This is a genomic window from Fervidicoccaceae archaeon (assembly GCA_038878695.1).
Taxonomy (GTDB): Archaea; Thermoproteota; Thermoprotei_A; order Sulfolobales; family Fervidicoccaceae; genus JAVZVD01.
In genome coordinates this window covers 165,419-179,338 of the sequence record JAVZVD010000001.1, presented here as the reverse complement: position 1 = coordinate 179,338, position 13,920 = coordinate 165,419, and the positions used below count along the sequence as shown (strand labels likewise).

Genomic DNA, 13,920 nt, shown 5'->3' with positions numbered 1-13,920 from the left:
CTCCTCAGCGCCGCTCGAAATCCCCCGAGGTGGGCGTCAAGTTCATGTAGTATTCCAACCTGAGCACGCCTTCTATCTCTTTCCACTCGACGTTGAGTGCCAACAGCACCTGCTCGAATGTAGACCTCAGAACCTCCACGTATTTCCCGAAGTCTATCTCAGCAAGCTTGGCTAGCTGAACCGGCTTCACGCCCTCCCTCCCTCTTACCTTCACGTAAGAGATGATGTCGCCCTTCCCAACCCTCCGCCCCAAAGCACGCAACATCTCGGCGGCCTTGACGTGCTGCGGCGTATTCTTATCGTATTCGTCTAGAGGCTTGCTGATTATTACATTGAACGCTAACTCGTTAAGCGTGTACTCACGATTTCTGAGCGCATCGAAGACTCTCTTGATCCTTCCGACGATCTCGCTCTTCCTACGTTCGAAGTCTTCGGGCCTCTCGATCAAGGATAGCTCTCTTATGACCTCCTCGAAGGCCCTCTTCACGAAGGGCGGTTGATTCCTCTTCTTGCCGAGCAGGCCCTTGATGATCACCTCGCTCTCCCTCGTGAGCCCCAGGTAGTTCTTCTTGAGGCCGCTGAAAGCCACATACTTGAAGACTTTATCGACCTCTAAGTCCAACCCACTCTCCCGCTCTATCTCCTCGATGAAGTTCTCGAGAAGTTCTTCGCTCGGGCTCCATACAAACATGCTGTCAGTGTCTCCATATATCACCAATAAGCCGAGCCGCGAGGCCTTCTCGAGGGTCCGCTTGACGAGGTATCTGCCCACAGCCGTAACGCTCTCGGCCACGGGCGGCGTGTAGAGGGCGAAGCTTTCGCTCCCGAAGACTCCGTAGCTCGCATTGAGAAAGACCTTGAGAGAGGACTGGACGACGGAGTACCACTGACGCTTGTCCTCCGGCAAACCCTCGGCTTTGCTTCTCCTCTTGTACACCTTGACCCTGAGGTCCCTGAGCGCCCCTATGATGCTCGACATTATGCCCTCTCTGTCCAGACAGACTCTGTGCCCCACTTCGGGTACTTCTCGAACGCTGCGGCACTCGTAGCTGGGGTTCACGGTCTCGTAGCTGAGGTTCCAGAGCTTAATGATAGAGGGATACAGGCTGGCGAAGTCTAGCACCCGCACATCAAAGAAAACTCCTACTGGAGGATCTAAGACTATGGCTCCAGCGTACTTCTTGCCCTTGATAGCTGCCTTGCTCTTCGTTTCTCCCTTCTCGCGCAGCAGGTCCTCGCGCCGAGGAATGAGATAGCCTCTTCTCCTGTGTTCCCAGTACAACATGTTCCTGATCCAGGCACTGATCTGAGAACGAGACAGATCTTCCACGCAGGTCTTGGCGAGCCTAGAGAGAACCACGAGTAGCTTCCACGTTAGGCCCCCTCTCCACATTGCCAGTCTAAGCGTCAATAGAGCGTCGTTGAGATTGTAGCGGGCCAGCTCCTCGGCAGATAATTGGCTCACTACTTCTCCGGTTTCTAGCTTTCCGACCCCGAGTAGGGCCCGAGCCACGGCGTCCAGAGTGGTCTCTCTATATGTGCCACCGAAAGCGTAGGTCTTCAACGCCTTGTTGTCGAAGACGTGATAGAGGTCTATGTGAATACCCGTCTTAAACGTGTAGTAATCTTGAGCTCTCCTTATGGGAGCCTCCTCGGGTCTGAAGCCTAACCTCTCCGCTCGTCTTAGGAGGTACGGCAAATCGAAGTTGTCGCCGTTGAACGTAAAGACGACAGGATAATTCGAGAGCTCCGCGAAGAGGGCCTCGAGGAGCGCCGCCTCACTATCGAAGAGCAAGAGCTCGAAGTCTCTTAGCTCGTCCGCCCGCAGACCTCTGAGTCGCTCGTGGCTCAGCATTAGTACGATCTTCCTGCCGTCGGAGTCGACCAGCGCGGCGCTGATCACGGGATAAGGTGCCGTCTTAGGATCGGGCACTCGGCCCTCCAACGGGGTGAATACCTCCACGTCGAGCGCGACCATGGTGGGCATCGGGGGCTCGGACTCCAATATCGAGGCCAGACCCCTCATCACGTCTTTCGAGAGGCTGCCGGCCTCCCCCATCAGCTCGTCGAGTTCCAATGACTCAATCGAATCGAGCTTGGGCACGAGGAGCTTCTCTCTAACTTCGTACCTGGTCCCTGGGACAAGGCCTAGGTCGTAGATGTAGTTCTGGTGATATTTTATATCGCTCTCCCACGTTGCAGCGAAATACCCTCTCAACTCTCTGACCGCTAGAGGATCCGACACCTTCACTCTCGTGAGGATCTCGTGCTTCGACCTGAGGAGGTCGAACTTCTTCACGAGTTCCGTCTCGACGATCCTCTGCCTCAGGTTCTGCGGAATTTTCTTAATGATCTCGCCGTTTCTCTCTCTCACTAGGAAGTAGGGCTTGTGGCCCGACTTGTCGAACCAGTACTTCACTCTGCGTTCGTCCACGTCGTAAAACGCCAGCACGGCCGAGTTCCTGTCCGCGTCATAGTAGCACGCCAGTAGGTAGCCGTTGCTCACGCGCGCCGCGTCGGTCACGACGTACCACGGCACGATCTTGGTGCGACAACGAGCTTTGCTCTCGCGCCTCACCTCGGCGTAGTTGGTGAGAGGCGAAATCCTCGGCATGCCCGATGCTATCATAGGAGCATCCCGCTGGCTAGCTCACACTCGCAACTCGGGAGACTCCAATGACGCGGTCGAAAATAAAGCTCGCAGCCTTCGAGAGCGGAAATAAAGAGGGAGGAGCGTTATTACCTTCGCCGACTAGACAAGGATCCCCGGGCTGAAGAGCTACCAAGAAGCGTTTGGTCACGAGAAAAGATGGTAACAAGCTCAGCATTAATTATATAGTTGATGGCGCTCAATCTTTCCCCGCGCCAGGCGCTCTCCCGAGGCGCTTGGCCGAAAACCCGAGGTCCCCTGGAGCGAGAGAGAAGCCGAGGCGGTCTCGCGGGGCTCGGAGAGAGTCCCCCGAGCTCCGGAGAGAGCTCGGGGACACGATCTCCGTAGACCACCGCGCGACCCGGCGGCTTCTTTCGAGCTCCGAGGGATCTTCGGGTCCTCGTCGCTCGGGCTCCTGCGGGCCCTCGGCCCTTAGCCCCCCAAGGTCGAGGGCTTGCGGGGGCCGGGGGGCCGAGCGACGAGGAGAAGCCGAGCGCCTCGGGAGAGCGCCTGGCCATTCTTATTTACGGCATATTATCCGCGAATCCCTCCTTCCGAGGGGATCCCTCCCGGCTCAGGTAGGTGGGCATTTGAGAGTCGAGAGAGGGGGATGCGTGAAGAGAGTGATCATAATAGCCGATTGGGACGCCGACGGCTGCGTCTCCGCAGCTCTCGCGCTCTATCTCCTCAAGACTGGTCAGCCTCCTCTGAGTTGCTGGGGCGGGAAGGAGGTCGAAGTCCGCGCTCGACCCGCAGGACCCCGACAAGCTGGCTCTATTTTGAGCGAGGTAGCGAAGGAGTGTCCGGATGGTTTGCTCCTGTTGGACATCCCCCTAACCGATAACGTCGCGGCGGGCCTGAGGCGCTTCTCAGAGACCTGTCGAGGCTCCGAGATAATTTACGTAGACCACCATCCTCTCACGATTGAAAGGAGGGCCCTACTCGAGGAGCTCGCGGTGAAATTCGCGGTCCAAGGGGAGGCTCCCACGGCGCAACTATTGGCCGAGGAGGCCTCGAGGCGAGGAGCCCAAGTTCACGAGAAGCTCGCGAAACACGTCGAGGCCGTTAAGATCATGGAGTTGGGTCTCAGGCCGCCCGACGAGCGGGCCGGTCTGGTGAAGTTCGTCGCCTCGATCTCTAGGGTCCTCAAACTGGAGCGCGATGAGGAGCTCTGGCTCAGGCTAGTCAATTGGATGACTAACCCTCTCCCCATGCCTTTGGGCAGAGCGGAGCTCGAGGCGCTGAAGCGGATCGAGAAAGAAATCGGGGAGCGCGACAGAGAGCTCGAGGAAGCGGCCGTCAACTTGGCTCTCTCGGCGGAGAAGCTGGCCTGCCTCAGATTCGTTGACGCGAGAAAGAGGTGGAGAAGGCGCGGCGCTACGAGTTTGGCGAACAGACTGAGCAGAATACTCGGGGCCCCCGTCGCCCTCCTAACCAAGATCGGCGAATCCGAGATCCTAGTGATCAAGACGCGAGACGGCTCGGCCAAGCTCCTCGGCGAGAAGATGATACGAGAGAGGCTAGCTACAGATTTGGGTGGGCACAGGAACGTCGCTGTGGCAAGACTCGCCGCCGGGGTCGACTTGCAGAAGTTGAAGCGGGAGCTTTCGCGTGCGTGTGTCGAGATAGCGCTAGAAAGGGGCAAGAGATCTCAATCTTAAGTAGTTAAGTTAGTTATAAGTTATTTACGTAACTAGCCCAGAGAATGCTTTACATAACTTGAGAGCGCGCGACTCAGAGCTCTCCATAGGACAGCGAGAGCCCCTTAAGAGCTCCTAAAAGCCTCAATTGCCTAGGCTATTCTCGGCGCCGAGGCACTTTCCGAGATACCGATAAGGGTAGTCCGGGGGCCTAAAGCGAGTCTAAGCGTAACGTCGCATTCGATGACTCTAGTAAGTGCTACGGCTGCTACGTGTGCGCCGTGACCTGCGTGTCTGAGAATAAGCTTCCTCTCGGCCGCGCCTCAGAAATTGAGCGGTGAGCGGATAGAATCGAGGGCCCTGGCGAAATGATCGTCCCAGGTACTCGAGGCCAAATCCGGTAAGCCTATCTCTATAGGCTACGACAATGGCTTCTTTTGTGCTCGGATACAACGTTGAACGGCCTACTCGGCTCTCCTATTCGTCTTCGATCAGGAGCTGCATCGGTTATTGTCTCAATCATTCCGCGTCCTTTAGACGCACGGCATTCTACTCTAAAGAGGGCACTTACCTTTTTCCTCTAGTCGCGAGGAGAGACCTCTTCTCACCGCGTACTCCGAGCGTACATCTGGCATGTAGACACGTAGATAGGCTCTTGGCCGCCTTGGCCGCATTGGTAGGAGGATAGGGCCCTTCTCATAAGAGTGTATTTTCCTTCTCATAAGAGTGTATTTTTCGAAGCCGAGCCCCGTTCGAAGTAAATTGTCGTAGGCCGCGCTGCCCCGAGGACCCGAAGCGACGCGCTCTTAACTGGCTTGAGTCCGCTCTCGCTATTCACTCGGGGGATGCTCGAGCATCCTCCTTAGGCTGCTCCCGAGCGGGTGGCGCGCCACGCCGCGCTCTGTCACGATGGCGCTGATCAGCTCCGGCGGGGTCACGTCGAAGGCCGGGTTAAGCGCGTCGGCTTTCTCGGGCGCTACACGGACCCTATCAAGGATCGTGAGGACCTCTTCGGGGTCCCGCACCTCTATCACGATGTCGCTCGGGCCAGCTCGCGGGTCCACGGTCGAGATCGGGGCGGCCACGTAAAAGTCTCGGCCGTGCCTCGCGGCGAGGACCGCGATCATGTATGTGCCTATCTTGTTGACCACATGACCACTGAGCAAGATCCTGTCGGCCCCGACGATCACCTTGTCAACGAGCCTCGCCGAGAAGACGTAGCCCACCGCGCCGTCGACCACGAGCTTAAAGGGTATACCCTCTTTGGCTAGCTCCCAAGCCGTGAGCCTGGCCCCCTGGAGCAGAGGCCTCGTCTCCGTGGCTATTACCTCGATTCTTTTCCCTTTCTTCCACGCAGTCTTGATGATGCCGAGCGCTGTGCCGTGGCCGGCGGTCGCCAGAGAGCCCGCGTTGCAGTGCGTCAGGACTCTATCTCCGTCCTCGAGCAGCTTTTCGCCGTACTCTCCTATTTTCAGGTTCGTCTCCACGTCCTCGACTTGTATTTTGAGCGCCTCCTCGAGCAACCTCTCGCGCAGAGCTTCGGCCCCGGAGCCCGAGCCCTCTCTCAGAGCCTTTTCCATCCTCTCGAGAGCCCAGAAGAGATTGCGAGCGGTCGGCCTAGTTCGGGCGAGCAGCTCCGCGGCTCTCTTCGCGGCCGAGGCGACGGCCTCCTCTCCCCCCCTGGCTTTGAACGCGGCGAGGGCCACCGCTAGAGCAGCTGCCACGCCTATGGCCGGGGCTCCGCGAATCTCGAGCCTCTTTATCGCCTCGGCTACTCTCTCGACGACGTCGCTCTCCACATACTTCTCCTCCCAAGGTAAGCGAGAGACGTCGAGCCATCTGAGCTTACCATCGCGCCACTCGATGGGAAGCGGCCCGAGCTCTCGGTGGTAGGTCTCGAGTTTTTTCACGAGGTCGTCTATTCGCGACAAGAGCGGACTCCGAAGCGACTCCTCGCCGACGAGAGGAATAATTTTTCTTCTCCTCCGATTTCTTCTTCCCCGAATCACCGGGCACATTCATAAGGGCTCGATGGAGAAAAGGTAAGGGATATTATTATCGTCTTTCCTGGTATATATTTACGGGAGAGTAATATGGTCGCGGAGCAGGTGGAGGTATCTCCCCCGGCGGGTCGCCTCCACTTGGTCAGGACCGGGCCCGTGAGAACGAGCGGATACGCCCTCAAGCTACGGAGAGCCGTCAATGCGGTTCTGAGAGACGCCTATAAGAGCGGGAGGCTGGATTCGAGGCAAGTCAATCAGACTATAACTGAGCTGAACCGCGTGATCTACGACGTGATGGTGGGACGCTACGAGATCCCCAAGGAGTCCATCGTGAACGTACAGGTGGAGCTCGAGGAGAGAGAGAGCGTCGTCGTCGTGAAGAACGTTCTCATTGAACTGTGGAACCGAGACGAGCTTCTCAGTAGAGCGCTGACCAAAGAGGTCCTGAAGAGGCTGAGCAGTCAGGCCGCGGGGGGCGGAGCCGGAGCTCCGAGCGCTCCGGAGAGACCTAGCTAAAAAGCCTCGCGCACGAGAGAATTAGCAGGAACGTCGAGAGAAGCGCAGACGCAGCATCTCCTGGAAACGTCAGACCGGCGACTCCAGCGTGGGTAATACTCTGCGGTCGGATTTAAACCAAAGACCAGCCGAGGATCCCGACCGGCGTCGAGATTGACCGAGGCAGAGACCCAGCCCACCCAGCCTCGAGGCCCGGAGCTCGATTCTGCGGAACTCGACGGAGCTCTCGTAGAGCTCCTCGCTGAGGTGCTGTCCATAGAATCAGCCATAGTCGAGCTTGGTGGAGAGACGGAGCGCGTGTCTGATGCGCTCTTCGCTCTCCTGATAGAGAGGTCCGCGCCGTTACCCTACGACCCGAGACTCAACGAGCTAATCTACGAGGGACTACGTTACAAGAGCCTCAACGAAGTATTCGAGAGAGTCGGCGAGGAAGGAGTCAAGGCGCTCCTCGAGCTACTGTCATCCTCTGCTCCATCGTTGGAGGACGTCGAGGAGAGGGAGGCCATCCTATTTGCGCTCGTAGACGAGGATGAAGAAGAGAAGCTGCTGAGCCTGGTCGACTCAATGGAAGCGGCCGGCTTTCCGAGGCACAAGGTTTTGAGCGCTGTGTGGGCGCATATATTGAATAGAGCTCTCCGCGCAAGGACGGAAGAGCCTTGGAGAGATCTGCCGGGAGTCGACTGGATGAGGCAGCAGAGCTCGCGCTGAGATATGAGCTCAGGCTCGGAGTAGAGCTGGAGGAGCTCTTAGAGCATCTACCGCCTTTCCTGAGGCAATCTGCTACGGAGCTGTCGCGCCTCCTCCTCGCTTCTCTGGCCGAGCGAGGTCGCCAGGGGCTCTCCTGCGCCCTATGCGACCGAGGGCCCTTCACAAATCTAGGCTTTTATCTACACGTGATGAGGGTGCACCCGGTCGAGCTAAAAATCGCGTTCAGGAAGCTCGTCGAGGAAGAGCTCGAGGCTGGGAGGAGAGACCAGCCATCCGCTTGAGCGGAGGCAAACACGCCTCGCGCACTCGAAATCGCGAATGGGGAAAGGAGGGAAAAGAGGGACAAAAAGCATCGAGTCGGCGCGGGTGAGGGGCGCGTTCACTCCTTGACGGGTCCGAGTATCCTGGCCACCCGAATCCCAGTGTACGGGCTCTTGGTGATGGCTATCTTGACTTTCCTCCCTCTCTTGGGCTGCTCCTTCACGACCACTTCGTAGTCGCTGGTCTCGAAGGCCTTCTTGGCCTTGATATCGAAGAACTTCAGCTTCTCGGGCAATCCCTCCACCAGAGAGAGCTCTGCATCGGATGCTTATAAATGTTGAGCTTCCGACGGGCTGACTTTCCATCGATTGAAGGAGCTCCCCCCGGAGCTCTTCAACGCGAAAAAATATTCGTATTACCGTGATTCCCTAGAGTAGCTCCCGAAGAGTTCGACGCACAGTCTGCAGCCTCTAGTAGCGCCTGGCTCGAGGGAGGAGTGGAGCCGGCAAACGTAGCCGCGACCCATTGCTCGGAGCGCTTCCTCGATCAGCCCCATCTCGATCTCCCTCCTCCCGATTCTCCTCAACGATATGTCCTCGGCCAGCTTCGCGAGCCGCGTGTCTACGTCGCGCAGTTCCGCCGGCTCGAAGCGCGCCCCCCTCTCGGCCGAGAGGTATCTGGCCACCGCCGAGCGCGTTATTCCGAGGACCGAGGCTATGTCGGAGTAGCTCATCCCCTTCTCGCGTAGAAGCTCGACGAGCCTCCTCCTAAAAGCGGGCAACACGTATCTCTCGCCCAATTCAAGGGGAGTGAGCACGCTCAGACCACCAGGACTTCGCTCTCGATCTCGCTCGCTCTCTCGATGACATTGGTCAGGTCCTCGGCGATCTCGAGCGCTCCCAGGAACTCTCCTCTCTCCCCTCTGACCGCCACGACGAGCACCCTGTACGTTCTGCCCTCTCTCCGAGTCCAGAACTCGACGACGTCCCTCTTGCCCCTTCGCAGCTCCTCGAAGATCTCCCCAACGAAGCGCTCGAGCCTAGGCGGGTGGCAGAATTCGAGCCTCCTCCCCAGCACGGTTCTGGCTCTCGGGAAGGCCTTCGCCAACTTACTCTCGGAGTAGAACCTCACTCTCCCCTCGGCGTCGGCGAACGTGAGCTCGAGCGGTAGACTCGCTAGAATCCCGGCGAGCTCCCTCGGCGATAGGTAGCCCGTCCCCAGCTCCAGGTCACCGTCTCGGCGCAGCTCGTAGTTGTCCGGCGATAGGCCGCGCGATGACAGTATGAGGTGTATCTCCGGCGCCAGCCCCGCTATCTTAGAGGGGCTAAGCTCAAGCCCCCACTCGTGGGGGAGCCTCGGTTCGACTGAGGGCGCCCAACCCTCCTCGAGTCCTTCGACTAGGGAGCCGAGGCGCGACCTCCTCATCTCCTCGAGTATGGCCGACCACGCCGACTCGTCGAGCAGGGCCCACAGGGAGGGGAACAAGATCTTGTTCTCCCTGAAAACAAGATCCTGCAGGCCCCTAGAGACCTCTGATGCCAGAGCCGCCAGTTCGCCGGGATCTACCCGCTCTCCTCGCAGCGAACCCAACAACTTTCTCACCTTGAGGAGGACCTCGTCCTCTTTGCCCCACAGGACTCTAGGCACAGCGATCAGGCCCATCTTCTCCAAATAGGGGAACAACAGCATCTGGATCTTGCTATAGTGAGACCTCAGAGACCTCAGCTCCCCCTCGAGCGCCCTCAGCTCGGCCAGGATCTTCGCCTTCTCGACCTCCTCGGCCCTCTCGAGGGCCTTCGCGTAGAGCCCCAGGGCCTCGGCGAGCGCTGTTATCTTCTCGTTCTCCCGTAAGAGCAGGTCGAGCGGGTGTCCTTGAGGCACGCCCGCCAGCTCTCTGCCGGCCAGGTGCTCTCGGAAGAGAGCCACGTGCAGGTCGCAGAGCTTCAGGATCTCACGGACGGAGACGCCCTCCTTGATGAGCTCCTGCTCTATGAGAGGTATGTCGGTCGGGGAGATCTTCGAGAGCAAGCCGGATAGTCTCTTCTTGAGCTCCTCAACGTTCTCTCCTCGATGGATGGCCTTCAGAGCCTCTTTGATCGCGGTCTTAGTGTCGTTCAAGCTCCTCACCCTCAAGCTGCTCAGAGCCTCTTGAGCCTCCCCCCAGCGGCGAGAGCCCCTCGACTAGGAATAGGCTCGGGGCGTTGGCTTTACCTTTCGAGCTGAACCTCGTTGTTGACATGCGTCAACACCACGTGTTGATTCGTAGCTAGCATTATATAAACTTTTCTATAGTAAGTAGCGCGATACGAATACTTAACGAGGCCTCTCAAGATAGCGTGGGAGATGAGAAGTGTTATCGAAGCACCCTCTCGAGCTGCTCCGAGACAAGAAGCTAGGCCCCGAGAGGACGGCCGACGCCCTCAGGCTTTCGATAATAGCGGAGCTCGACGCGGTGAGCCTCTATCTTCAGCTGGCCGATGCGGTCGGCGACGAGAGGGTAAAGAGGGTTCTCGAAGACATAGCTAGAGAGGAGAAGACTCACGTCGGCGAGTTCCTCGCTCTGCTCAAGGAGCTCGACCCGCAGCAGGCGGCCGAGCTAGAGGCCGGCGAGAGAGAAGTGATGGAGCTGACGAGAGGGAAGCACGTCGCCGAGCAGAGCTCGGGGGATCCGCCCGCCTTGGAGGGCCCTCTGACGCGCGAAGAGGTCGAGCATCTGAGCAGAGCCGTAGAGGAAGTCCTCAGTAGAGCGCGGGTGCTGAGGCGCTATCTGCCTGTCACGCGGGTCGGGAGAGGAGTTGATGCTCTGGTCGTCGAGAAGCTGAGCGAGGGGGAGCGCGTGGTCCCCGGCGGGAGGGAATTGGTGGAACTGAGGGAGCTCGAGGAGCTCTTCGCGTTGTCTCAGAGGTCTATCGACGCGGCCAGAAGGCTGGGATCATCCGCAGAGTTGACGGCCCCGGCGTCGAGGGCGGCAGCCATCTTGGCGCGGCGAGAGGATGAGGACTTGACTAAGACCCTCCTAGCTCTGCCGGGAGCATTGGAGGAGGCTCTGGGGAGCTGGGAGGCCCCGGGGGAGGCTCTCCTCGACGTCTCTAAGGCGCTAGCTGCTCTGCTCCGCGAGCGCATGCCTAGACCTTACGTGCTCTTGGTTGGCACGACCAGATACGCGAGGCTCCTAGCGATCTATGAGAAGACGGGTCTCACAGAGCTCGCGAGGCTCAAAGCTCTCGTCGAGGACGTGGTGATGTTACCCGACCTGCCGGACGATGTGGCCCTTCTGATCGCTAGAGATCAGAGTTCCGTGGATCTGGTCGTCGGCGTTGACTACGAGATAAACTATGTTGGACCCGAGGACGGGCTCCACGTCTTCAGACTGTGGTCGTTCTACGCGTTGAGAGCGAGGAACCCGAGAGCCGTCGTGATCCTCAGGGAGCGACGCTAGGGCTCGAGCTCGATACGCTATGTTTTCCCCCTCATGGGGCTATCTCCAGGGTAGCTCCTCTGCTAGCCGAGCCGACCGAGCGAGCGTATCGGACTAAGTAGCCAAGGCTCGGCCTCCACCTAGGTCCCGATTTCTCGAGCCTCTTCTCCCTCTCCTGCTCATCGACGACGAAGTCTACGTCGAGCCTCCTCCGTTCTATGTCTATCGTGATGAGGTCGCCATCGACCACTCTGGCTATGGGGCCTCCAGCGGCGGCTTCCGGAGCCACGTGACCCACCACGAGGCCTCGGCTGGCTCCCGAGAATCTACCGTCCGTGACGAGCGCCACGGACTCCCACAGATTCATTCCCACGAGCATGGAAGTCGCGGTTAGCATCTCTCTCATGCCCGGCCCCCCGCGCGGACCTTCGTATCTCACTACCACGACGCTTCCTCTGCTCACCCTCCCTCCTCTGAGAGCCTCGACGCACTCTTCCTCGGAGTCGAAGACTACGGCCTCTCCGCGGAAGAACCTCATGCTCTTCGGCACTCCGGCGAGCTTAACTACCGAGCCCTCTGGGGCGAGCGATCCGCGGAGCACGGCCAGCCCCCCCTCTCTCGAGACGGGCTCGTTGATGCTTCGTATCACGTCGCGTCTCGAGACTCTGGCCTCGACTAAGAGCTCTCCGATCTTCTTGCCGGTGACGGTCGGCGCGTTCAGGTGTATTAGGTCTCTCAGCTCGCTCATCAGAGCCATCACGCCTCCCGCCTCGTGGAGGTCGAGCATCGTGTGAGGACCGTTTGGCGAAATGGAGCAGAGCTGCGGCACCCTCCTGCTGATAGCGTCGAAGTCCTCGAGCTCGAGCTCGACTCCAGTTTCGCGTGCTACGGCCATCAGGTGCAACACCGTATTGGTTGAGCCACCGAGCGCCACATCGACTGCTATCGCGTTGAGGAAAGACTCGCGCCTCAATATCTCCCTGGGAGTGAGCCCTGTCTCGGCGAGCCTCGCCGCCAGCGCGCCCGATTCCTCGGCTATCCTCAGCCTCTCGGCTGAGACAGCGGGGGCCGTAGCTACTCCGGGTAGCCCCATGCCCATGGCCTCTACTAGACAGGCCATAGTGTTCGCGGTGAACATCCCGCTGCAGGAGCCGGGGCCCGGGCAAGCTCTGGCCTCGAGCTCGAGCAAATCTTCGTCGTCGAGCTCTCCGACCCTGTGACGGCCCACCGCCTCGAAAACGTGAGCGAGGGTCACGTTCATTCCTCGGAAGCGGCCGGGGAGCATGGGTCCTCCCGTGACCATGACGGCCGGAATATCGAGCCTGGCGGCCGCCATGAGAGCTCCGGGCACCATCTTGTCACACGACACTACGAGCACTGCTGCGTCGAAAGCGTGGGCTTTCAAGACCACTTCGATGGAATCGGCCACGATCTCTCTCGAGGGCAGAGAATACCTCATGCCCTCGTGACCCATGGCAAGGCCGTCGCATATGGCTATGGTGTTGAACTCGAAGGGAAACCCGCCCGCCCTCAATACCCCCCTCTTCACGGCCTCGGCGACGGCCCTGAGGTGGAAGTGGCCGGGCACGGCCTCGGCATAAGAGTTGATCACTGCCACGAAAGGTCTGCGGAGGTCCTCGTCGGAGAGCCCCAGAGCCTTCAAGAGGCTCCTGTGAGGCGCCCTTTCGGGGAAGACCTTGAGCGCTTCGCTTTTCAAAAACCTTCTCATTGGCTCTCCGCTCCGCTTAGCCTCCTCACGAGCGCTCCCGTAGACTCTATCGGGTGAGCGGCCACAGCCTCGAGGAGGCTCCTCAACCTTCTCGAGCCGGAGGAATACTCCTCGACCCACTCTCGAGCGAACTCCCCGCTCTGGATCCTGCGAAGAGCCTCTCTCATTCTCTCTTTAACGCTCTCGTCGATCACTCTCGGCCCGACCGTGAGTCCCCCATACTTCGCGGTATCGCTCACGCTCCTCAACATGTAGAGGAGCCCCCCGCTATAGATCAAATCCATGATGAGCTTCGCTTCGTTGCAGACCTCGAAGTACGCGACCTCGGGCTGATAGCCAGCCTCCACGAGGACCTCGAAGCCCCTCTTTATCAACTCCATGAGACCTCCCACGAGCACGCATTGTTCACCCATTAGGTCTGTCTCGGTCTCTTCCTTGAACGTGGTCAGGAGGACGCCGGCTCTCGCACTCCCTATGCCCTTGGCGATGGCCAGAGCTCTATCGAGAGCTCTCCGCGTATAGTCGTTGGCTACGGCTACCAAGGCGGGCACCCCGCGCCCGCGTAGGTATTCCTCTCTAACTTTAGGTCCAGGCCCCTTAGGAGCCACCATGAAGACGTCGACGTAGTCGGGGGGTTTGATTAGACCGAAGTGTACGTTGAACCCGTGAGCGAAGCAGAGCCCCTGGCCGGGCCTCAGGTTGGGCGCTATCTTAGATTCGTAGACTCTCGGTTGTTCCATATCGGGGATGAGCATTAGGACAACGTCAGCCCTCTTGACGGCCTCGTCCATCTCCATCACCTCGAAGCCCTCCTCCGACGCTTTGACCCACGAGGCCCCTCCTCTCCTCAGCCCGACCACTACGTTGAAGCCGCTATCTCTGAGATTTAGAGCCTGAGCCCTGCCCTGACTCCCATAGCCTAGGACCGCTATGGTTGAGCCTCTCAGGATGCTCTCGTCTATCTCGTTCTGTAAGAAGATTCTCGCCAAGCGCGC

General features: G+C 59.2%; 12 protein-coding genes. 5 read left to right on the top strand and 7 right to left on the bottom strand.

Annotated features, from left to right (window positions below; all coding sequences use genetic code 11):
* Positions 1-4: 4 nt before the first annotated feature.
* Positions 5-2,614, bottom strand: a complete 2,610-nt coding sequence (locus tag QXU97_01015; protein MEM4035193.1) for a DNA-directed DNA polymerase I — start codon at positions 2,612-2,614, stop codon at positions 5-7.
* Between the two features lie 650 nt (positions 2,615-3,264).
* On the opposite strand from QXU97_01015, the gene QXU97_01010 reads away from it, so the two are divergent.
* Positions 3,265-4,311: a hypothetical protein gene (locus QXU97_01010; GenBank protein MEM4035192.1), complete on the top strand. Its 1,047-nt coding sequence runs from the start codon at positions 3,265-3,267 to the stop codon at positions 4,309-4,311.
* An 809-nt stretch (positions 4,312-5,120) separates the two neighbouring features.
* Here QXU97_01010 and mtnA read toward each other — a convergent pair.
* A complete protein-coding gene (mtnA, locus tag QXU97_01005; GenBank protein ID MEM4035191.1) occupies positions 5,121-6,221 on the bottom strand; it encodes an S-methyl-5-thioribose-1-phosphate isomerase in 1,101 nt (366 codons plus the stop codon).
* Positions 6,222-6,383: 162 nt separating this feature from the next.
* Between mtnA and QXU97_01000 the strand changes: the two genes are divergently transcribed.
* The 3 genes from QXU97_01000 to QXU97_00990 all read left to right on the top strand — a co-directional run bounded on the left by QXU97_01000 (position 6,384) and on the right by QXU97_00990 (position 7,798).
* The gene (locus QXU97_01000) at positions 6,384-6,809 is read left to right on the top strand and encodes a DUF2258 domain-containing protein (GenBank protein MEM4035190.1); all 426 of its coding nucleotides are present in this window, start codon (positions 6,384-6,386) and stop codon (positions 6,807-6,809) included.
* A gap of 246 nt (positions 6,810-7,055) precedes the next feature.
* Positions 7,056-7,517, top strand: coding sequence for a hypothetical protein (locus QXU97_00995; protein ID MEM4035189.1), 462 nt, complete (start codon positions 7,056-7,058; stop codon positions 7,515-7,517).
* Positions 7,466-7,798: a hypothetical protein gene (locus QXU97_00990; protein MEM4035188.1), complete on the top strand. Its 333-nt coding sequence runs from the start codon at positions 7,466-7,468 to the stop codon at positions 7,796-7,798. The genes QXU97_00995 and QXU97_00990 overlap by 52 nt, the downstream gene beginning before the upstream one ends.
* A 98-nt stretch (positions 7,799-7,896) precedes the next feature.
* Here QXU97_00990 and QXU97_00985 read toward each other — a convergent pair whose 3' ends face one another.
* The 3 genes from QXU97_00985 to QXU97_00975 all read right to left on the bottom strand — a co-directional run bounded on the left by QXU97_00985 (position 7,897) and on the right by QXU97_00975 (position 9,905).
* Positions 7,897-8,073, bottom strand: a complete 177-nt coding sequence (locus QXU97_00985; protein MEM4035187.1) for a hypothetical protein — start codon at positions 8,071-8,073, stop codon at positions 7,897-7,899.
* 120 nt (positions 8,074-8,193) lie between these two features.
* Positions 8,194-8,595, bottom strand: coding sequence for a sigma factor-like helix-turn-helix DNA-binding protein (locus QXU97_00980; GenBank protein ID MEM4035186.1), 402 nt, complete (start codon positions 8,593-8,595; stop codon positions 8,194-8,196).
* Positions 8,596-8,597: 2 nt separating this feature from the next.
* Positions 8,598-9,905 (bottom strand): DUF438 domain-containing protein, encoded by a 1,308-nt coding sequence (locus QXU97_00975; GenBank protein ID MEM4035185.1) that lies wholly within the window; start codon positions 9,903-9,905, stop codon positions 8,598-8,600.
* Positions 9,906-10,128: 223 nt separating this feature from the next.
* On the opposite strand from QXU97_00975, the gene QXU97_00970 reads away from it, so the two are divergent.
* Complete coding sequence (locus QXU97_00970; GenBank protein ID MEM4035184.1) at positions 10,129-11,217, top strand: family 1 encapsulin nanocompartment shell protein; 1,089 nt, start codon at positions 10,129-10,131, stop codon at positions 11,215-11,217.
* A gap of 31 nt (positions 11,218-11,248) precedes the next feature.
* On the opposite strand, the gene ilvD is transcribed toward QXU97_00970, so the two are convergent.
* Both ilvD and ilvC read right to left on the bottom strand, forming a co-directional pair.
* Positions 11,249-12,925 carry a dihydroxy-acid dehydratase gene (gene ilvD, locus QXU97_00965; GenBank protein ID MEM4035183.1) on the bottom strand — a complete coding sequence of 559 codons (1,677 nt, stop codon included), beginning with the start codon at positions 12,923-12,925 and terminating at the stop codon, positions 11,249-11,251.
* A complete protein-coding gene (ilvC, locus tag QXU97_00960; GenBank protein ID MEM4035182.1) occupies positions 12,922-13,914 on the bottom strand; it encodes a ketol-acid reductoisomerase in 993 nt (330 codons plus the stop codon). The genes ilvD and ilvC overlap by 4 nt, the downstream gene beginning before the upstream one ends.
* Positions 13,915-13,920 lie beyond the last annotated feature (6 nt).

Bases quoted from the DNA above. Each gene is read 5' to 3' on its own strand.
- QXU97_01015 (MEM4035193.1), bottom strand. From the start codon at position 2,614: ATGCCGAGGATTTCGCCTCTCACCAACTACGCCGAGGTGAGGCGCGAG.
- QXU97_01000 (MEM4035190.1), top strand. From the start codon at position 6,384: ATGGTCGCGGAGCAGGTGGAGGTATCTCCCCCGGCGGGTCGCCTCCAC.
- ilvD (MEM4035183.1), bottom strand. From the start codon at position 12,925: ATGAGAAGGTTTTTGAAAAGCGAAGCGCTCAAGGTCTTCCCCGAAAGG.